Source organism: Streptomyces cyaneochromogenes, assembly GCF_003963535.1.
Classification (GTDB): domain Bacteria; phylum Actinomycetota; class Actinomycetes; order Streptomycetales; family Streptomycetaceae; genus Streptomyces; species Streptomyces shaanxiensis.
Genome location: NZ_CP034539.1, coordinates 7339645 through 7360045, shown reverse-complemented (window position 1 = coordinate 7360045; position 20401 = coordinate 7339645). Strand labels below are relative to the sequence as shown.

At 63.4% G+C, this 20401-nt stretch carries 18 protein-coding genes; 3 read left to right on the top strand and 15 right to left on the bottom strand.

Going from position 1 to position 20401, the window contains the following annotated elements:
• Positions 1–257: 257 nt before the first annotated feature.
• The 5 genes from EJ357_RS33645 to EJ357_RS33625 all read right to left on the bottom strand — a co-directional run bounded on the left by EJ357_RS33645 (position 258) and on the right by EJ357_RS33625 (position 5806).
• Positions 258–1184, bottom strand: coding sequence for a hypothetical protein (locus EJ357_RS33645; RefSeq protein WP_126395467.1), 927 nt, complete (start codon positions 1182–1184; stop codon positions 258–260).
• 46 nt (positions 1185–1230) lie between these two features.
• Positions 1231–1986 carry a transposase family protein gene (locus tag EJ357_RS33640; RefSeq protein WP_126395466.1) on the bottom strand — a complete coding sequence of 252 codons (756 nt, stop codon included), beginning with the start codon at positions 1984–1986 and terminating at the stop codon, positions 1231–1233.
• Positions 1987–2315: 329 nt separating this feature from the next.
• Positions 2316–3011 carry a hypothetical protein gene (locus EJ357_RS33635; RefSeq protein WP_126395465.1) on the bottom strand — a complete coding sequence of 232 codons (696 nt, stop codon included), beginning with the start codon at positions 3009–3011 and terminating at the stop codon, positions 2316–2318.
• The gene (locus tag EJ357_RS33630) at positions 3004–5277 is read right to left on the bottom strand and encodes a WXG100 family type VII secretion target (protein WP_126395464.1); all 2274 of its coding nucleotides are present in this window, start codon (positions 5275–5277) and stop codon (positions 3004–3006) included. The genes EJ357_RS33635 and EJ357_RS33630 overlap by 8 nt, the downstream gene beginning before the upstream one ends.
• Positions 5278–5374: 97 nt before the next feature.
• Positions 5375–5806: a hypothetical protein gene (locus EJ357_RS33625; protein ID WP_228472693.1), complete on the bottom strand. Its 432-nt coding sequence runs from the start codon at positions 5804–5806 to the stop codon at positions 5375–5377.
• A gap of 411 nt (positions 5807–6217) precedes the next feature.
• Here EJ357_RS33625 and EJ357_RS33620 point away from each other — a divergent pair, with 411 nt between their 5' ends.
• From EJ357_RS33620 to EJ357_RS33610, 3 genes are read left to right on the top strand one after another with little or no spacing between them, the layout of a single operon-like run.
• The gene (locus EJ357_RS33620) at positions 6218–6619 is read left to right on the top strand and encodes a WXG100 family type VII secretion target (protein WP_126395463.1); all 402 of its coding nucleotides are present in this window, start codon (positions 6218–6220) and stop codon (positions 6617–6619) included.
• On the top strand, positions 6616–8049 hold the full coding sequence (locus EJ357_RS33615) for a putative T7SS-secreted protein (protein ID WP_126395462.1): 1434 nt from the start codon (positions 6616–6618) through the stop codon (positions 8047–8049). The genes EJ357_RS33620 and EJ357_RS33615 overlap by 4 nt, the downstream gene beginning before the upstream one ends.
• A gap of 18 nt (positions 8050–8067) precedes the next feature.
• Positions 8068–8784 (top strand): hypothetical protein, encoded by a 717-nt coding sequence (locus EJ357_RS33610; RefSeq protein WP_126395461.1) that lies wholly within the window; start codon positions 8068–8070, stop codon positions 8782–8784.
• Between the two features lie 135 nt (positions 8785–8919).
• On the opposite strand, the gene EJ357_RS33605 is transcribed toward EJ357_RS33610, so the two are convergent.
• From EJ357_RS33605 to eccB, 10 genes are all read right to left on the bottom strand, one after another.
• Positions 8920–9465: a hypothetical protein gene (locus tag EJ357_RS33605; RefSeq protein WP_126395460.1), complete on the bottom strand. Its 546-nt coding sequence runs from the start codon at positions 9463–9465 to the stop codon at positions 8920–8922.
• Between the two features lie 974 nt (positions 9466–10439).
• Entirely contained in the window at positions 10440–11726 is a 1287-nt protein-coding gene (locus tag EJ357_RS33600; protein ID WP_175647611.1) for a S8 family serine peptidase, read from the bottom strand.
• Positions 11723–12493, bottom strand: a complete 771-nt coding sequence (locus tag EJ357_RS33595; protein ID WP_126395458.1) for a hypothetical protein — start codon at positions 12491–12493, stop codon at positions 11723–11725. The genes EJ357_RS33600 and EJ357_RS33595 overlap by 4 nt, the downstream gene beginning before the upstream one ends.
• Positions 12494–12850: 357 nt before the next feature.
• Positions 12851–14158 (bottom strand): type VII secretion-associated serine protease mycosin, encoded by a 1308-nt coding sequence (gene mycP / locus EJ357_RS33590; protein ID WP_228472692.1) that lies wholly within the window; start codon positions 14156–14158, stop codon positions 12851–12853.
• Positions 14159–14244: 86 nt separating this feature from the next.
• Positions 14245–15678: a WXG100 family type VII secretion target gene (locus tag EJ357_RS33585; RefSeq protein ID WP_126395457.1), complete on the bottom strand. Its 1434-nt coding sequence runs from the start codon at positions 15676–15678 to the stop codon at positions 14245–14247.
• 55 nt (positions 15679–15733) lie between these two features.
• Positions 15734–16054, bottom strand: coding sequence for a hypothetical protein (locus EJ357_RS33580; protein ID WP_126395456.1), 321 nt, complete (start codon positions 16052–16054; stop codon positions 15734–15736).
• A 2-nt stretch (positions 16055–16056) separates the two neighbouring features.
• Positions 16057–17352, bottom strand: a complete 1296-nt coding sequence (gene mycP / locus EJ357_RS33575) for a type VII secretion-associated serine protease mycosin (protein ID WP_228472691.1) — start codon at positions 17350–17352, stop codon at positions 16057–16059.
• A gap of 159 nt (positions 17353–17511) precedes the next feature.
• The gene (locus EJ357_RS33570; protein WP_126395455.1) at positions 17512–17805 is read right to left on the bottom strand and encodes a WXG100 family type VII secretion target; all 294 of its coding nucleotides are present in this window, start codon (positions 17803–17805) and stop codon (positions 17512–17514) included.
• 68 nt (positions 17806–17873) lie between these two features.
• Positions 17874–18194, bottom strand: coding sequence for a WXG100 family type VII secretion target (locus tag EJ357_RS33565; RefSeq protein WP_093911577.1), 321 nt, complete (start codon positions 18192–18194; stop codon positions 17874–17876).
• 507 nt (positions 18195–18701) lie between these two features.
• Entirely contained in the window at positions 18702–20294 is a 1593-nt protein-coding gene (eccB, locus tag EJ357_RS33560) for a type VII secretion protein EccB (protein WP_126395454.1), read from the bottom strand.
• Between the last annotated feature and the right edge of the window lie 107 nt (positions 20295–20401).

Here is a 20401-nt window from a genome sequence, read left to right as displayed (position 1 = left end):
GACCTGCCCCCCAAGCGGTTCTTCTCACGGCGCCAGGCCGTTCATGATCGCGCTTGTGGCGACCCTCCGTGGCTCCGGCACGGAAAGTGATCCAGAACCACTTTTCAGCCGTCGCCGACGCCAACCGGACCAGGGCTGAAAGAGCAGCGCCCGCCCACCTTTTGCTGGGGCGGCGCCTGCCGCGTGCGCTGTCGATCGTCTTGCAGTTCTTCGGCGCGGTACGGACAGCTCGTCTTCCCTGTCGGGCCCTGCTCAGGTCACCCCCGCCCAAACAGCAGCAAGCCCGGCAGGTCGAGTGTCTTGTTGTTGTCCCCGGGCCGGAGGCGTCCCTCGCTGCTGTTCTTCCAGGTCATGGAGACAGTTGGGGTCTGGCCGCCCCCGATCATGACCTTGGAACCCGCGTAGGTTTCGCCGTCCTTGGCCTTCCCGCGCAGTTTGGCGGCAGTGCTCCGGGCGGCCTTCTCGGAGGCGTTGACGGTGCAGATGGTCTCCGTTGAGGTGCCGTCAGCACCGAGCCGTGCGCCAAGCGCAAGGAGAACGACGCCCTCCCTCTCTACCTCACCATAGAACGACGCATAGTAGACATCGCCAAGGCAGTCGGCGACAGCCGCATATGCGCGATCGCCCGCGAGGGACTTCTCCGGATCGTCGAGCCCCAGGCCGGCTCCGTCCTTGTCGTGAACGGAGACTCGGATCGAGTCCGAGAACTGGAAAGTGGAATCGTCGCCCGACTTCGTGAACCGGGTGCCGCCGTCCACGTCGCTCGGGCCATAGCCCTTCTTCTCAAGGGCCTTGGTGAGTGCGGCGGTGTCGAACTCTCCCGTCATACGGGCGTTGTAGCTACCGACGACGATGGAGGTCGCTACGTCGCTTTCGTCGAAGCCCCACTCCTTGCGGGGGTCCGCGGCGTGACCGGACAGCTCCGGGATGCCATAGCCCCATAGACCGCTGAACTGCTTCTTGTCCCTGGCGACCAGGTCGCGCGTGGTGGCGGCATCGACGTACAGGATGGCCACGTCGGCAGCCGAATCAGGCACAGCAGCGAGAGCCTCCTCGAGGCCTGTCTCCTTCCCGCCCCCGTCACCGTTGTCTCCGTCGCCGCTTGGAGAACAGCCGACCACGCCGGCAGTCAGCGCGCCGAGGAAAGCCAGAGCCGCGAATGAGGGACGCACCGGTGATCGCATGAGGCGCAGTGTGACACAGAGAACCGTCAGTGAGCCCTTTTCAACCTCACGCTGATGCGTGCTGAAGGACGAGGACGGCCTTCACCACGTCGGTGATTCGGTTGGTGCTGCAGCGGAGCTTCCGCAGGAGGCGCCAGCCCTTGATGGTGGCCATGGCCCGCTCGCCGAGGCAGCGGATCTTGGCGTGGGTGGTGTTGTGGCGACGCTTCCATCGCTTGAGGCGGCGGCCCCGAAACGGTACGCGGACGGGTCCGCCGGCGCCTTGATATGCCTTGTCCGCCCAGCATTTGAGTCCCGCATCGGCGAGGGCTTCGATGATGCCGTGCTGCCGCGCGGCGGTCAGGTCGTGAGTCGAGCCGGGCAGAGCCGGCGAGGCCCAGAGCAGCCGTCCGAACGGATCGGTGAGGACCTGGACGTTCATGCCGTGGCGTTTGTGTTTCCCGGAGTAGTACGGGGTGTCGGCGGCGATGCGGTCGATCGGCAGCAGGGTGCCGTCGAGGATCACGAACGCCTTCGTCCGGATCGTCTTCATCGCCTCGGCCAGGGACGGGGCGAGGGCGGCCAGGGCTTCGACGGCTTCACGTATGTAGCGGTAGACGGTCGCGATCCCGATGTCGAACCCGGCAGCGAGCTGGGCGTAGGTGTCACCGCACCGTAGATGGGCCAGGGCGAGCAGTGCCTGACGTGCGGCGGGAAGGCGCCGCCACCGCGTTCCGATCTCCTGCCGCCGGGCTGTCAGTTGTCCGGTCAGGAACCGCAGGGTGCGGCTGGACAGATCAATCGAGGACGGGTAGACAAGCACGCGAAGCTCCTGGCGGACACGGGTGATCTTGGTCGAGAACCCGTCTACCAGGAGCTTCGTCGTTGCGCAGGACAGTCCAACTCGCGGTCAGGCACCGCAGCTTGAAAAGGGCTCAGTGCCCCGAGGGGACTTGCGGATCACGGTGGTCTCGACACCGGCAAGCATGTGCGTGGTCCAAGCCAAACTCAGAACGGTTCGGCTGAGAAAACCGCTGTGAATGCGGAGAGGAGGGCGTCGTCGTGGCCGGACCACCAACTCCGGTCAGGGTTTCATCGTGGCCCAGCGCGAAACATCCACGCAGAACGGGTGCAACTGCGCTCCTCCCGGTATCACTTGAGGACAGGTACCGTGCTGGGAAGTTCGTCGGCATTGAGGCACTCTGCGGAATGCTTGGTGACGTAGCGGGTGACGTCAGCTGCGAGTTCCACCATGGCCTCTCGCGCCTTCCTGATCTTCTGCTCGCTCCCATGAAGGCCAGGCGCAGCCACACTGACCCGTATCGCGTAATCCCGCTCGCCAGATGTTTCATTGCGGAGCGTGCAGGGAGTGCTAATTACTGCGAGTTCGGTGGACCCGCCACTGTAGGCATAACCGCGTGCCGGACCCCACTCAACGGAATTTCCACCTTTGTCGACTTGTTGTGCAATATGTTGTCGACCAACGAGCTCATTATCGAGTTCGGACGTGATCGTGGTGACTTCGTCGTCGATATTCAGCGCACACTGGCCGCCGTCACCGTCCGCAGATCGCTCTGTGAGCGGCGCGTTCAGTCCGCCGAAGTACTCTCTCTCATACGCTTCATGCACAGGCTTCGCATGAAACTGGAGGACTGCCTTTGTGGATATGGAGGTTCCGCAGAGGGTTGCGGGCAGAGTGGGTGGCGTCGCGGTCTGCCTCGTGGCGTTCTCGCTCCTGCTGCCCCACCAGACATATCCACCAGCGCTTGCCGCTGCCAATACCACGACAGCCATGAGGACGTAGATGGACCTCTTACGACTTTGCACGGCGTTTCCCTGCTCATCCATGGCGAGCGTCCTCAGCCTTAGCGCCGGCCGCATGACTCTGACTAATCTCACGCAGAGCTTCTTGTTTCACGTCGGCAATGGTGTCGTTGTCGTAGCCGCCGCGCTTACCAGCACTTTCGACCGCCACCTGGGCAGACCGGATAGCCTCGGCCTCACCATTGTTGTATCCGCGTCCCGCTTCGTGTTCGGCCTCAGTCGAACTGTCGCGCTTCATGGACTCCAGTACGCTCGCCTGAACGTCCTCGATCATCCAGCCCGCGACATCCCCCACGACGGGAACCTTGATGGCACCCGTCGCAAGCCCCGCGCCCCGACCGACCCACTTGCCGATGTCTTCGTTGTTCTTGTTGAAGTCGTCGTCCTCTGCACGTTTTGTGTCCCAGACCGCGTCAGCACGCGCCTCACTCATGATGCCCGAGACAACGGCTCCGGGGTGTACGGCGCCGGCGACACGATCATTGACTCCTACTTGGGAGTCAGTCGGCCTGTTCATAGCCTCGTCGACCAGACCCGCGGTGTATGCCTGTTGGGAAGCGGTGATGGCCTGGTAGGCATCGGGGTCCTGCCCGACCTCGGCGAGGAAGGCGCGGGAGGCATCCATTTCGAGCCCTGCTGAGGCCCCATGGACCGGGAGGCTGTCGTCGCCCGACACCCCTCTCTGGACGTCACCCATGTAGTTGGCGGCGATGTGCCCAAGACTGTCACGCATCGGCTCCAGTGGCGCTCCATCCTTGCCGTTGATCAGTTCGCCGCCGCCCTCGCCACCGAACTTACCCACGATGTCATTCACCAACTGGGCTTGTCCCTCGCTGTGCTTGGGCAGGGCCGTGCCCTCGTAGTCGTATGCGACGCCGCTGGTGGCCGCCTCCAGGGCATGGCCGAGGGCGTCGGGCCCGTACACGGTGGCCTTGGCACTTTCCTCAGGGTCGCGGCTGGCTGTATCGGGCAGCCAGTCACGTTCCGAGTCGGTGAAATAGTCCAGGTAGGAGGAAACGCCCTTCTCCCCGTTGCCGTAGTCGACCTTGACCGTGCCGCTCTGGTCGACGGTGCCGTCCTCGTTGTAGGCGACCACATCGCCGGTGAAGAAGTCCTTGGCGGCTTCGGGGCTGTGGCCAAGACCTTCCAGGATGCCTGTCATGGGGTCGAAACCATCGCCGCCCTTCCCGGAGGGGTTGGATGTGACGTTTTCGTTCAGCGAGCCACGGGGGGAGTTCTCGATCCACATGTCCGGATTCTTGGACTCCAGCGAGACCGCGTGCTGGGCGATGGGAGTGAGGAAGCTCGAGTCGTACTCGCCATACCGGAGGATGCCGCCGAGAACCTGGTATCCGTACGGCTGGTACGGGTAACCGGTGTTGTCGCTGACCGTGATCTTCTGCGCGCCTTGGGCGCGCAGTTCCTCGTTCCACTTCTCGGACAGGTGCGGGTCCTCACCCGGGTCGGTGGCGGTGGCCAGGGAGTAGCCCAGGTTCTTCTGAAGCTCCTGGACCTCTTTGAAGCGCCTCGAGTCCGGCTCGTCGCCTGCCTGGGCAGTGAGGTTGGCATAGAAGTCGAGAGTCTTCTTGGGGCCGAGCTTGTCGTAGAAACCGGTGGTGAAGTCGGGGTCCTTGCTGTTGGCGTGAAGGATGCGATTCAGCTTGTCGAGCTCGGCGTCCGACAGGTTCTCGCCCTTGTTGGCGAGGTTCACGGCCTGGTCGACTTCGACGGCGTCGAGGCTGGTGTAAACGCTGGTGTTGAAGGAGCGGCTGTCACCGTTGGCGTCACGTTCCAGAGCAGCACTGGCGGCTTCGTCGGCCGCGGTGGCCTGTTCGAGGATCCGCGTCAGCCGGGACACGAGCGAGTCCAGCTTCTCCTTGCGTTCAGTGGCGAAGCCCGGCGACGCGGAGGCGGTCGGACTGTCCCACCGCGAGTCGACGTCTTCGATCTTGCCGTCGTCGTGGACCTTGTACTTGTCGTTACGTGCCTCGTCGAGGAGAGTGCGGAGCTGCTTTTGGAAGCCGGCGAACTCGGTGTGGGCGTCCTGCAGCAGCTTGCCTATGCGTTCCGCCTCGGTGGCGGCGTTCTCGTACTCCGTACGGGCCTTGGTCATGGTGGCGAAGGCCGCCTCGGCCGCGTCGCCCTCCCAGTGACCCTTGAGGTGGTTGATGACGCGCCGCTCGAACTCGCGCTGCAGGCCCTCGTACTTGGCCGGCAACGCTTTCCAGGAAGCGGCGGCGTCGGCCAGCTTGCCGAGGTCGGCCTTGTCGAGGTAGGGGATGGACACCATGTGCGACAGCTCCTAATCCCGCCCGGGACGGGGAATGGGGTTTCGGTCCGGCTTGTGGGAAGGCACCGGACAGCGCTCCGCCTGCCCGGTGACCGGCCTATCCGAAAGGAGAGATCGAGGTCTGGCGGGCTCGCTCCTCCTGCTCGGCACGGGTGTAATGGCCGGAGGTGGTATGGAGCTTGTCGCTGATGTCCTGCAGCATGCGCTTGAGGTTGAGGACCTGGTCGCCCCACCGGAGGTCCATGGTCATCAGGGAGCCGGCAGTGGCCCACGAGCCCGCATCGGGCGGGCCCGGAACGGTGTGCGCGTTCAGGCCCCTGACCGCGCCCAGGGTGTCCTCGTCCGCGGCGTTGTCGACGTTCTCGGTGTCACCGCGCAGGTCGACCAAGGCGTTGGCGGCCTCGTCCAGGCGCTGGGTGTCGACCTTGGCGGTCCCGCTGGCACTTCCTCCGCTGCCTTGCGCGGGTAGCGAGTTCAGCCGCATGTGGGTGGTTCCGCTGTGCTGTGGCGCATCGAAGGGAGTGCTCATCCCTTGTCCCATCCCCGTTATCAACATGGCAGGCAAGCCCGGTCTACTCACTCCGTCACTGATTCATCACTGCATCCGTTACGGCGTGCGGTACCCCGCCGACTGAGCCCGGCGCTCAGCAAAGCGGGCGAGGACATGCCAATCAGGAGCCTGAAGATACCGGATCCTCCTGCACCTGGCTCGCTGTTCAGAAGGCTGTGCCACAGGCCCGTTCGCTCGGCCGGCACGAAGGCCCATGTTCCGGCGCGCCGCTTTGCGACGGCCACCTACCGCAACCGAGCATCGCCCCGTCGGCTTCCGCGGCGCGGTCCGCCCGGGCCGCCGAGCGTGCGACAACGACAGATATGATCACGTTACTGAACAGACCCGCACCCTTTGCATTCGGTACTGACAGCACACACGGGGACTTCAATGGGCGACCACTTCAAGGTTGAGGTCAACGATCTCGACCGGCTCATCAAAGAGCTGCACAGCAGCCAGGACAACATGCGCAAGGCCCTCAACGCGCTCAAGGACGTGGGGCCGAAGAGCACCGGCAGCGAGGCGCTCGACAACGCCTGCGACGAGTTCCACGACTCCTGGGACAACGCGATCAAGAAGATCGCGGACGGCACCGAGGCCATCGAGGAAAGACTCAAGCAGACGAAGAACAACTACGAGCAGACCGAGCAAGCGATACGCGACGCCTTTGAGAAGGCGGAGAAGGCGAACCAGCCTTCGTCCGGTCCGTCCCCGGCGCCAGGATCACCACTTACTCCCTCGAGTCCGGCTACCCCCTCGCCTTCGGCTCGTCCCGCGGCAGGTGCCCGATGAGCAGCGCGCAGGACTTCCCCGCGATCGGCTTCAATCCGGCACCCGGCAAGGTCGAGAGCGTCAATGACCTCGTTACAAAGCTCAACAGCGCGCTGAGCGGCCTGGACAGCGCTCACGAGATTCTGCGCTCGCTCCGCGGCGAGGGTGGTGGACGAGCCTGGGAAGGCGAAGCCGCGAAAGCCTTCGCAGACAAGGTCGGTGACCTACCCAAGTACGTCGGTGACAGTCGAGAGGCCATCCGCTCAGCCTCAACGCAGCTCAAGTCATGGCACGGCATGCTCAGCCACTACCAGTCCAAGGCACGGCAGTACGAGTCCGACGCGACCGAAGCCAAGCAGCGTGAAAAGACTCTCCGCAGGGACTACGACAGCGCCACCAACGCCTACAACCAGGCCGCCGAGGATCCCGCGTTCCGCCTCTCTGGAATGTCTTTCTCCGACCCAACCGCGCTCAGGGACGCCCAGGCAAAGATCGACGCGGCAAATGCCCGGTTGAAGCAGGCCGGAGAGACCCTCGACTCCGCGAAGGGCAAACTCGAGGGCGCCATTGACGAGTTCGAAGCGATCGTCAAGCACGCAAAGGAACTTCTCGAGGAACACCAGGCGGATGGCCGGAAGATCGCCGGCCAGATCAAGAAGGCGACAGACGGCGCACCAGATCCAGGATTCTGGGAAAGCCTTGCCGATGCCTTCACTCAGCTCGGGCACAAAATACAAAACTGGTGCACCAAACATGCCGACCTGCTGAAGAAGATCGGCGACTGGATGAGTATGGCCGCGACCGCCATGGGCGTGCTCTCGCTACTCACCCTTTGGTGTCCTCCTCTCTCGGGTGCGTTTGCTCTCGCCGGTGGAGCATTGTCCTTGGGTGCGCTGGCTACGCACGGCGCAGCAAAGATCGGCGGGGCCAACGTCAGCACGATGGATCTCGTGGGTGACGCGATAGGGATCGTCCCGCTGGGAAAGATGGCCACAACTGCCACGGCAGGCGTAAAGGTTGCCATGAAGACAGCCAAGAACGGCGTCCAGATGATCGACCGCGCCAGAAAGATCGAAGCTCTGGGCGAGGCCGGATACAACGCCGCCAAGCTCGAAGGAAGGTCCCTTTTTGGTCTCGGGCGGCAGTACGCCGAAGGAAGCCATAAGTTTACTACCTCCGGCCTGGGTAATCGCATGAAGATGGCCTGGGACAACCACGTCCTCGATAATATGGGCGCTTCTGTGAAAGAGCGCGCCCTCAGCAAGGTCGTCGAGTGGGGTCCGGAGAGCCTCAAGAATTCCTTGAAGAGCGCAATTCGCGCTGATGGAACTCTCGATCCGATGTCCTGGTGGTCCCGGGGTACCCAGATCGCCGGTCAGGCGCCCGGTATCGGGCTCGGCCTATACAACGCTTTCACAGGCTCCGACACTCCTGCAGCCGGCAGACTATGACGGCGTGCCGGAACTGAGATGATTGAGGACCTGATGACAACGGAACTCCGCCCGAATCACGAAGCTCTCATTGAGTTTGAAATACCCGAGGATTTCCATGAGATTCCGCTGATGCTGCCACCTGAAGCGTTCGAAGCAGCCCTCCAAGAACTGGCCTTGGCAATCTGGCCAGGGGGAACTGACTTTCAACGGGAAGTAACTGCAGCCGCTTACGGTGCCATGGCCGAGGCTTTGGAGGCGGACGGCACAGTACATGCGGCCGTTGGCCTGTTCGAGACTGAAGCAGGGGGGGTGAGCATCGCGAATCTGTTGGTCCGGATGGAAAAAATCGAACTGGACCGGCCCGAGGTGATCGCCGCCTCACTGCACGAGATGCTCTCCCTCGAGGAGCACCGTGATGTTCACCGAGTCGATCTAACCTGTGGTCCTGCCGTCGCCTCATTTCATGCCACAGAGTTCAGCGGTGACCAGATTCAGCAACCCATCGCTTTCGCTCATGTCGAACTGTACGTACCATCGCCATTGGGTGGTGACCTTCTGATCACCACCTTGAGCACTCCCAGTCTGGCCGACCTCCCTGTCTATGTGGGCTTGATGTCGCGCCTCGGAGATACGGTGCGGTTCAGTAGGGATAACTCCCAAGTCCAGAGCCCGGCACAGGAGAACGAAGGCGCTACACGGGGGCGAGATCAGCACCTGACCATCGAGGAAGAAACCCGGTCCGTCTTTGGTTGAACGTTGTCAGGCCGAGCGAGTCGCTTCGTTAAGGAGAATCGCCCGGCTGCGGATCCAAGCGATAGGTTCATCGGCCTGACAACCATCCGTGCGCTCCCCATCTCACGGTGAGAAGCTTCCATCCGCAGCACGTCTTTACGCGGCGGAGGATTCGCTGACGGGGATGCCAAGGTCGTCGGTCAGATAGACCCACAATCCTTGCGACGGGTCGCCAGTGACACAAGGTTTCGCTTTCAGTCCATGACGCGCCAGGGAGGCCTGAACCACAGGATAGTTCGCGCCACGGAATTCGCGAAAGTCGACCGTAAGCGCTCTGACGCGACTCTTGACACCTGCAGATTCGCGCGAGACATACATCTGTGGGTGCCTAATCAACGTACCCCAGGTAAACTTCTCCCCTCTCAACTGATCGGCCAGATGGCCAAAGAGACGGTCCACATGCCTTTCCCAACGACGGGGGTTGCGGCTCATGGACAAGGCCAGCTTTGCGGGCGACATAAACCGAGCCAAGGGCTCCTTCATTCCAGCGCCGTCCACGCCATCCCCGAAGAACATGGCCAGATTCCAGACGAGCCTGATGACGAGCTCCAGGGGGACACACAACCACTGGAAGGTGAACCATGTCAGCACAGCCAGCCTGGATGGCGGCTGCGGGCTTCCGTCAAAAGTGGGTGACTTCATCGGTCAATTCCCGTCCCTTCCTTGGAGCGCGGCATTGCACACAGGGACTACTGTGCCATGCGCGTTCAGGTTCTCGCTCAGAGGGGCCCAGTCTGACGACTACTGATCCGAAACTCAAAGGGTTCATTCGAGGATGTGGCAGACGTGTTGGAACCGCAGTAGCCGCGGACCATGCGTAATTAACGTCTACACGAATGAACCTGGCGGTGTCGGCGGCGAATTGAGCTTAGTCGCGGGCCCGGCTGTGCAGGGGAAGACGCCGGCGATGCGTAGCGGCAACCGTCGCCCAGTTCGCGATGTCGTCGGCCGGACCGGGCGCGCGAGGCACTCACCGCGCTACGAGCCGTCGATGCCACGACCTACAGAGTTTCCTGCAGCCGAGCGAACCCAAACCCGACACCGGCTGGAACGGACGATGGAAAGCACCGAGCTGACCGTCGATAAGGCCCCGCACGGTCGGCCACGGCAAGGGCATGCACGGTGGCAGAGCCAAGCCGGACAACTCTTGGCGCCCCACCACACGGCGGATTGTTTGCCGGCCATGAGGCTGGCAGTCGCGTTCACCGACCGCCGAGTGCGTGTACTCGCAGACCGCGCACAGGTCTGGCAAACCAACGAACGTTCGAACTGCAATGGGAGGCTCCTCGAGCCGCTGTCCTTGGGGTTCGCGCGAACCCCAAGGACGTTTTCCGGCGAGGTCGTCTCGAGCTGGGGTTTGCGGACGGGGCGTAGATCGCGTTGGTGGCGTCGGTGCCGGCACATCCGGAGCCACTCGCCGCGCAGGTGGGCAGCCCAATCGGTGCGGCGGCCCCGTCCGACGCACTCGTAGCTCTGCTTCGCTGGGAGCTACCGCAACGTCCCGAGGATCATCCTCACTGGCGACCTGCCAGTGTCAAGCAGCGTGGGCGTAAAGAGAAACGGGCGTCTTTACGCCCGCACAGTTGGCGTACCAAGATGCGCGCCAGACCCTGCGGCTACTCGTGGGGCGGGTTGGGCTGCTGATACGGATTCTGCGTTGACTGGGCAGCCTGCTGGTACGGGTACTGCTGCGGAGGTACCGGATGGGCGCTGTACTGCGGGTAGGCGACCGAACCACCAGGCCCGCCGTAATTGGCGCCCTGACGTTGCAGTCGACGACCGCTCTTGAAGAGCCAGAGGCCTCCGAGGATCGAAAAGAGTGTCGCGAACGCTCCGAAGACCGCAATTCCAACATTTGCGGAGTCCACACCCTGGTCGAACGTCTTGGGTGTGCCGTCGTCTCCGGGGCCGAAATGAAGGCCAACGCCCGTCTCGCCGGTCAGTACCGTCTTCTCCGGAGTGAGCTTTGCGGCAGCCTGGAGTGCCGCTTGGGCATTGATCACGCCATATCCGGTTTCCGCACTGTAGCCGCGGGAGGCATGCGAAGCAGTCTTCTCGAGGACTTGCTCTACCTGGCGAGGCGCAAGGTCCGGGTACTTCGAGACGATCAGTGCACTCACGCCTGCTGCCAGAGCGCAGGCCGCGGAAGTTCCCTCTCCAGACTTACGTCCGCTGGAGCGGTGGTCTGCTTCGTAGATGGAAACGCCCGGGGCGGCGATGTCGACGTAGGAGTGGACAGACGAGAACGACGCACGTGAGCCATCTGGGACCGAAGCTGCCACGGTGATGACCCCCGGATAGGCCGACGGGTAGGAAATGCCGTTGTCACCTCCGTCGTTCTTGTCTCCCAGGTTACCGACTGCGCCGAGGACTACGACTCCCTTGGACAGCGCATAGTCGATCGCCGTCAAGTCCTTCTCGGAGTAACCGCCCCAGGAGGTCCTGGAACCAAGGGACATCGAGATGACGTCGGCACCGTGGTCCGTCGCGTAGATGATCGCCTGCGAGAGCGCGTCAGGATTGTTCAAGCTCCCGCCCTGGTAGTCCGGGTCGTCATTGTCTCGGATTACCCGCAAGCCAAGCACCTTCGATTCCGGGGCAACGTCGAGGACACTGGAAGCCATTGCCGTGCCGTGTTCGCCGTACCAAGCCTCAGACTTGTCGTTCTCCTTCAGGTAGTCCGGTCCCTCCGTGGCACGGCCCTTCAACGCAGGGTGGTCAGTACGGATGCCGGTGTCGAGGACTGCGACGGTGACCCCTTCGCCCTTGCTGATGGTTTGAGCGGCGGGGACGGACATCGCTGCCCGTTCCCACCCGCGGGCCGTATCGGCTGATGCGGCGGATACACCTGCCACTGTCAAGACGGTCGTCGCAAGCACACTGGTCGAAATACGCTTGATCACTTGCCCAGCACCGTCCTCCGAAGATCGCTGGCATAGATTGTCGCAAGAGCTTTCGCCACGTCCCGGTAGGGATATCTTTCTTCGTAGCCCACAAAGCCCCATGGTTCAGGCAGTTGACCGACCGAACGGGCTGGGTCAGTAGGACCGGTTGTGGTGGTCACGGTGTATGGAGAATCCGGCAGGAAGACCTGCGCCGAGGCACCGCCAATGCCCGCCTTCTCGCCCCAATCAGCAGTCTGAGTACCAGGAACGGCAAACGGCAGGACCGTCGGCAATCGAGCCTCCCCAACCCCTTCGCTCTGCTCCTTGCTAATCTTGGCATCGATTACTTTCGCGGTACCGGATGACTTGGCGACAACGAGACCAATGGTCGCTGCCATATCGCCACCCAGGTCGGTGTATGTCGCCCGGAGTACTAACTTGCAGCTACTTTCCATCACATTGTCAGCGAAATCAGCGGGGAACGCTTCCTTGCATGAACTTTCCTTTGCAATGCCCTGCCGCGCCCAAATCTTCGCGCCACCGACAGTACTATCAGTGGCGATGCGGGCAGGGAAGATCTCATCGCTTCGAAGGTTGTGCCACGCTTTGGGAATGAACTCGTCATTCGAGTTCTGTTCCTTGGCGCTCTTGATTGTCTTGTAGACAGTCAAGGCCGTGCCAAGAAGCGGCAGGACGCAGAACACGAGCAGCAGGACACCGACGACCTTGCGGGCACGGCCTTTTGGCTTCGCCGGCGGTGTCGACCGATAGGTCGGACTCGGCATTCCTGGCGTAGGAGGTGGTGCTCCTTGATGAAAGACACCCTGTGGGGCTGACCCGGGCGTATGCCCTGGTGAGTGATTGGATTGCACTTGACATTTCCCTTTACGATGACTCGAGCGGGCGACTGGGCATACCCCGATCAATAGGGCGCCACACAGCCGCGACCGATCTTCGGGGTCGCAGGGCACTTCATTGGGACAGACGAAGGAGTGACCCCGCACTCGTTACTGCTGTTTCTCGACGTAACGGCTTTGCGCGACCATGCTCAATCTTGAAATCAGACCTGCTCCTCAATACCAGGACGGGCGTGACGCCTTACCGCGTCACGCCCGCTGGCTTCCAGTCATACCCGGCAACAGCTACTGCTGGGGCGGCCACTGGCCCTGAGGCGGAGTGGGCTGTTGGTACGGGTTCTGCTGCGAAGCCTGCTGCTGGTAGGGGTTTTGGTGCGGCGGAACAGGCTGCTGGCCGTACTGCAGGTAGCCGGCGGGACCGCCAGGGCCGCCGTTGGAGTTCCTGTTTCGCCTCGACCGTTTGACGATCAAGAGCACAATCAGGCCGATGACAGCCAGACCCACGACCGCGATGACAGCCCAGATAAGCATTGCCTTTTGGTCAGCCTTCTCTTGTTCCTCGTCGGACGTACCGGCCTCAGGGGCAGCCGACTTCTCTTTTAGAGACTCCGGAACGGTGAGCGGACCGTACTTTGAGCCAGCCGGGATGTCGTCCTTCAGCGCGGAGAGCGGCTGGATGATGCCATAGCCATAGCTCTTATCCGGCAAGGACAGCCCCTTCTCGGTGTCCGGCAACACCGCTGTCTTTACGAGACGGTTGGCAATCTGGCCCGCTGTCAGGTCAGGGAACTTAGATCGCAGGAGTGCGGCCGCTGCTGAGACGTATGCAGCCGCATCAGACGTGCCGGTCCCGCTGCGATATCCGTTGCCCTTGCCTTTCGCGCCAACGATGTTAGTGCCGGGAGCCGTCAATGCTACATGGGCTCCGGAGTTCGAGTTCTCCCAGATTTGCCCGTCATTCTTTACAGCACCCACACCTAGCGCCCCAGGTGACGCAGCCGGATAGCACTTTCTTGAGTCGCCGTCATTTCCAGCGCCACCAACTACCAATACGTCGCGACTCAATGCATAGGCCACAGCAGTCGATACTTTGTCCAGTTCTTCCTGGGAAGTGGAATCAAAGCACTGCGAGACATTGATCACGGACGCGCCATTGTCGACTGCATACCGAATAGCGACATCAGTTCCTGGCCCGTTGGTGCCAAATTCCCGGACCGGTAGAATCTTTGCCTCTGGCGCCAAGCCGATCACGCCAGCGTCAGCGCCATGGCCATGCCCGGCGATGATTGCCGCCATAGCCGTACCGTGGTCGTCATCGGCATCTGGGGTCGCACTGCCCCCATCCATGAAATCTTTGCCTTCAAGAACATTTCCCTGAAGATCAACGTGGCTGGAATTTACCCCGTCATCGATAACAGCGACTGTGACGCCTTGCCCTTTGGAGATTTTCCACACGGAGTCAGCATTGAGTGCCTCTAGGGCCCACTGCATTTCTCTGATCTGGTCCGCAGCCGCAACTGGTGCAGAAGCAAACAGCACCGCACCTACCAACGCGCCACAGCCAGCTGCGCGAAGTACTCGGGTGAAGCCCATCCGTGTGTTCCTCTCTGAGGTCGGTGCGGGGAGGACATTGGAAAATCCCCCCGCACCTTCCTATCAACTAGGGCATGCCGCGCGACTTACTCCTCGATGACCCGAGGTGCCACGTTACGCTGCGGGGCCCAGGTCTCTTCGTCCTCGACCAGGTAGTCGGGGCGCTCGCCCTCGCGCTGCTCTTCGTCCTGGGGACGACCGGTGCGTGGACCGGGTCCACCTACCATGCCGCCCCTACGAACAGCGCCAGCTCCCCGTCCAGCGGCACCGCGGCTGCCATGCAAGCCCGAACCACCGGAAGTGCCCCTGCCCGTGCCCCCACCAGCCTTGGGCGTGCCACCAACTACGCCGCCGGACTGGCGAGCCATACCGCCGGAACGTGCAGCACCGCCCTTGGCGGCACCTGTTCCAGCACCACCCACGCCTCCAGCACCAGGGCGCCCCCCCATGCCCGCAGCGCCAGCACGACCTGTCGTGCCAGCGCTGCCACCCATAGCACCACGAGCGGCCGTGGCACCCCGAGCCACTCCAGCTCCGCCAGCCGGGCCGCCAACGACACCTGTGCCGCCGGCCGGGCTACCAAGGTTCGCCGATCCACCTCCGACTGTGCTTCCACCACCAACCGTCGGCGCCCCGGTGCGACCACCGGAGATTCCATCAATCGCCGTTCCGACATTATGAGTTGGCACGGTTGGCTTATGCGCTCCACCCGTGACTCCCGAAGGCGGAGCCACAGGCTTGGATTGGCTGATCGTGCCTGTCTGGGCAGATCGTACGGTGCCCTGCGACACGTTCTGTGGGCTGCGAGGAGAAGGGGCAGTGGGCACGACTACCGGTGTGGGCGCGACACCGCCGGGGTCCCCCGGAACGTCAGACCCATCGTCGATCGGGGGCTTCCTGTTCCACGACCCCATAGCCATCGACTGGGAGTTGTAAGCAGCCCCCAACGTCTCCATCTTCGCAGCCATTTCAAGCTGCGCTTCCCGCCCCGCCGAAAGGTCGTCGTGGTTGGCGTCAAGCGCATCTTGCGCGCCCTTCCCCGAGGCAAGATCCTTGTTGAGCCCCTCATCGCTGCGGGTGAAGCCATCTCCCAGGCTGTTCATCGCGCTGGAAAACCCACCCGGCTTCTCCATAGACATGACCGCGGGCTTCGTCTTTTCCAGCATCGCGCCAGCGTTCGCCATCGCGGTCGAGGTGTGGCTGGCGTACTTGGCGGTGTCGCCGATGCTCTTGCTGACCTGCTTGGCCTTCTCGGCAAACCTGTCGGCAGCCGCACCCCTCCAGTGCTCCTGGATACGGGCGACCTCCTTGTCGAAATCCCTTTGGATATCGATCAGCTGCGACGACAGCCCAGACCAGCCCGTAGCGACGCCCTTCACAGCCACTGGATCGGCATGGCGAAGCATGGCCTGCATCTCGTCCATGTTCTTGCCACTGGCGAATGACGTCGTGTGCTTCTCGTTGAAGCACTTGTTCATCTCGGCGTAGTCGTAGTCGATCTGCTTGTCGCTGTCAGCCATGCCCCTGTACCCCCTCGTTACTCCGCGCCTCAGTCTGCACCTGGTTCATGGATCACTACTTTCCGGCGTTCGGGAAGCTCGACTGGGCGTCGTAGTCGGAATCCTGGTACGCACCCAGCGAATACTTCGTCTTCTGCCCGAACTCGTCCATGACCGTGTTGAGGTACTTCACAACGTCCTGGATGTACGTCTTGATCTCGTTGTGAGCGTTGGCGAGCTTGTGCGCCTCATCGAATCCGGTTCCGAGAGCACCTTCCGGAAGGTAGGTGTTGGTCTCCGTGTCCGTACCCGCCTTACCCAGACCACTGAGAACCTGGTTCAGTGCGGTGACAGTCTTCTCAAGTTCGTCGAGATCGACGCTTACTTCTCCAGCCATCTTCAGCTCCCCGTTGTCTCCACGTTGTTACCCACGCCCTGCCTGCGTCGCCAGTCACTCAAGACCCGACCACCCCCGAACAGAAGAAGCACCCCAGCGAACCCGGCCGCAAACACGTACAGCGCGTACCGCTCCGTCCGCTCCTGAGGAGACTCGCCGAGGACCAGGGTCGCGGCCTCGACATCGGCGGCGTCGCCCCCGGCGCCGACCTGGTCGGGCTTCGGGCCGTCCTCGGAGGGTGCCGTCGTGTCGTCGTTGACCGCGGCGGCCGGGTCGACGACGCCCCAGCCTACGAAGTCGTCACGGTTCGGCTTCGTGCGGTCCGCCGTCTGCTCGATCTGGGTGATGACCTGCTTGTAGTTCCAGTCCCGGTGCTTGGCCCGGATCAGGGCCGCGACACCCGAGACGTACGGGGCCGCGAAGCTCGTGCCCTGGTCCACGCAGTGGCCGCCCACGGGGACCGTCGAGACCATGTCGATGCCAGGTGCCGCGACGCCCACGAACTTGCCGGACTGGGAGAAGGGGGCGCGGGCGTTGTTGCGGTCGGAGGCCGCGACCGCCAGGACGCCTTCGTACGCCGCCGGGTACGTCTCCTTGATCTTGCCGTCCGCGCCGTTGTTGCCGGCCGCGGCGACGATCAGGGCGTCCTTCTCCTGGGCGTACTGGACTGCCGCCCGGAACGCGTCGTCGACCTTCGGGGGCATCTTCGAGGCGGTGTCCTGCGAGATGTTGATGATGTCGGCGCCCTGCTGGGCAGCCCAGATGATGGCGTTGATCATCGTCCCGACATTGCCACTGCCCTGGTCGTCGTTCTGTCGGATTGGGATGATCGTCGCTTCCGGGGCCAGGCCGACAAAGCCGGTGCCGTCGATCGGGCGGGCGGCGATGATGCCCGCCACCTTCGTACCGTGGCCCACCTGGTCGGTCTTGCCGGTTCCGCCCTTCGACAAGTAGTCCTTGCCGTTGGCGACGGCGCCACCCTTCAGCTGGCCGTTGACGGTGTTGACGCCCGTGTCGATGACAGCGACCTTGACGCCCTTGCCCTTGGTGTCCTGCCACAGCTGGTCGAGGACGACGCGCTGCAGGGACCAGGGGGTGCCCTTGATGGGGTCGGACGGGAACGAGCAGCTGGTGTCGTCGACCTGGAACCGCACGTCGTCGTCGGCCAAGGTGGTCCGTACGTGTTCCGCGGCGGCGGCCGGTGCGGCGCCCGCGAAGGGCAGCCCACAGGCGAGGACCGCCAGAGCGGCGGTGCCTGCGGCGCTCCGACGCGCGGCGCGCGATGCCCCGGATCCCACTGTCTTACGTCCTCCCGTTTCGTTTCCGTACAGGCAGTGCAGGCCATACAGGCCTTACGGGCCGTGCGGATCGGCGACCCGCCGATGAACCGCACGTCCCGTCAACCGCCAATGGGGGCGAGCGCGCTGTCGCGCACCCGCCCCCATCAAGCGATCACGTCAGCCGCCCCAGATCTGGGCGTTCTTCGACTCGGTGGCCTGGTAGTTCTGCGCGGCGCTGTCGAGGGCCTTGGCGATGGCCTCCAGCGTCTGCTGCATGGAAGCCGCGCGCTGGTCCCACTCGGTCTGCTTGGCGCGGTAGGCCTCCTGCGCGGAACCTTCCCAGCTAACCGCGATCTTCTTCACGCCGGCCTCAAGCTCGTCCAGCTGACGACGGATGTTGTTCGCCGTCGAGCGGACGTCCTGGGAGGCCTGGGAGATCGTGGAGAAATTGACGAGGATCTGCCCGGACATGTCTATGTCTCCTCAGATGTGTGAATGGTCGGTCACGGACGTGTGCCGCGCGCGGCACACGGGGCCGATCATCCGAACGGGGACGAGGCCGCGATGTTCTGGATGGAAGCGCGCTGCTCCTCTTCCGAGGCCGCGTAGCTCTTGGTGCTCTGGTCGATCGCTTCCTTGATGTCGTTCAAGATCTGGTTGATCTTGTTCGCATCCTGGTTCACCTGCGACTGCAGGTTGTTGTACGCGGTGGCCGCCGAGCCCTTCCAGCCGCCCGTGATCGTGTCGATCACGGTCTGCAGCCGGCGAATCTCGCCCTGGATCGAGGAGTTGACCGAGGAGATCTTGCCGCTGAACGCGACCATCTCCTCCTCGGTCATGGTGAACTGCTGTCCAGCCATGTTGTGTCCCCCATGAGACGTAGGAGTTCTAGATAGACCCACACTCGTACGCCACCGTCTCGCGACGACAGGCGTATCCAGTCTGGTCTGGCTCCACTCTAGTCGCATCCGCCGACAGAACGAACATCAGATGGGTTCTGTAGCAAGATCGCGATGAACTCAACTCACCTTTTTCACAAGTTGTTTGTCGAGTGGAAGTCGCGCCGCACCGGCTTCGCACAAGTGCCTCGCCCCCTCCGGAGGAGAGGGCGAGATCGAGAGGCGTGACCCGTCGCGGCGACCGCCCTGTGCACAGACTCTTCACCAGGAATTGCCACCGCGAACACACGCCCACACGTACACGCCCACACGTACACGCCCGAACGCATCGCGCCGACGCGCGGCTTCCGATGCATCCGCTGCATCCGCCTGATGGCACCCAATGCCACCGCTCGATGCCCGCGGGCGCCCTCCCGGCAAGAAGCCCTGGAGGGCGCCCACATGGCGTCGATGATCGTCCGGCCCCGCCTACGACCCCTGCGCCTGCTGCGCGTTGCCGCTGCTGAGCTCGGGCCCCGCGGCGAGCAGGTCCGCCCAGGTCGCCGGGACCGGGACCGGGCGGATCTTGCCGTACCCGAGCCGGACCTGCGCGGTGTTGGTCTGCTGCTGGCCGTCGGACTTCTCGCCGCCGGTCACCGCGCTGTCGTTACGTGTGGGGACCGAGTAGCGCAGTCCGGTGTCGGTCACCAGGAAGGTGCTACCGCCACCGCCAGTGGCCCCCGTCAGCTTGGTGAAGAGCAGGCCGCTGCCCGGCGAGACGTACGTGCTGGAGCCGCTCTGGGCGACGTCCTTCGGGTACTCCGGACCGGTCCAGACCGTCATCTTCTGCAGCCCGGTGTACTCGTCCTTCTTGCCGTGCCAGATGCTGCAGGAGACCCGGTTGCCGCCCTTTTCCCACCAGTTGGTGTTGCCCTGGGCCACCGTCTCCTGGGGCCAGTTCTTCTCCGACATCCACTCGCCCTTCTCCGGCTGGATGTCGTTGTAGTTGACGTCCACTGGCTTCGGGCTCTGAGCGCCGTACACGGTGCTGATGAATTCACTGCGCAGCCACATCTGCGCCGTGAAGTTGGACACAGGCTGAACCTTGTCCTTCAGCACGATGTACTTCTGCCTCTTGGGGCCCGAGTCGGCCTCGAGGACGAGGCCCACCTTCGAGTAGCGGGGGTCGAGGCCCTCGACGTTCGCCTGCGCTCCCGCGTCCGCCAGTTCGGGGAACTCGAGGGATCCCACGACGTTCAGCGTCTTGAGGAAGTCCACACTGACCGGCTGCGGCTCCACCCCGTCGCCGAGCACGGCGCGCTGCAGGTTGTTCAGCTCCCTCTCGGGCTGCAGCCTCCACGTCGGGCCGCCGACCGCGTAGGCCCGCCCGTCCGCGGTGACCAAGAACCGCTGTCCGAAGCCGCTGACCGAGCCGGGGTCCTTCGGGCCCTCGACGTACAGCACCTGGCGCTCGTTCAGCTCCTTGCCGCCCTTGTGGAGCAGGCTGTTGTAGTCGCCCTGGTCCAGCACGTACGTGGCCCTGACGGGCTTACCGTCCTTGACGGGCTGCCCGTTCTCGTCCTGGCCCGGCGCCTCGCACAGTGCCCACACCTTGGCCTTCTCCGCGTCGTCGGGAGAAGGCAGCCGGTCCGGCGCGAACGGGATGCCGACAGTCGCGCCCATCGGATACTTGCTCTCGTCGAGCACCGATTCCTTGATCTTGATGACCTGCGGGTTCTCGCCGTTCAGCAGCAGCTTGGCGGACGCGAGGTTGAGGACCGGGTGCAGACTGAGCTTGTTCTCGCCCTTGGTCTTCACCAGCACGTAACGCGTCGTCGACTCGCTGCCGACGAGGATGTTCTTGCCCTGGTCGTCCCAGCCCTTCGGGGCGGTCGGGCTGAGCATGCCCCATGCCCCGAATACGACGAGCACCAGCACCGCCACGCCCAGACTCGGCAGGACGGTCTTGAGGGGGCGCGGCGCGGCCTCCTCCGAACCGTGCGGGGACGGCTGCAAGAACGCCGCCACCGTGCGCCTGCGCGCGAAGGAGTAGGCGTTCAGCTCATCCCGACGTGTCGCCATCGATGGGTCAACTCCCCGTTTTTTCGCTTTGTTTCCGTATGCGGAATTCCCCAGGGCCGCCCGGTACTCCGTGGCGTTTGCTCCTGCAGGGACCTCTACTATGCCGT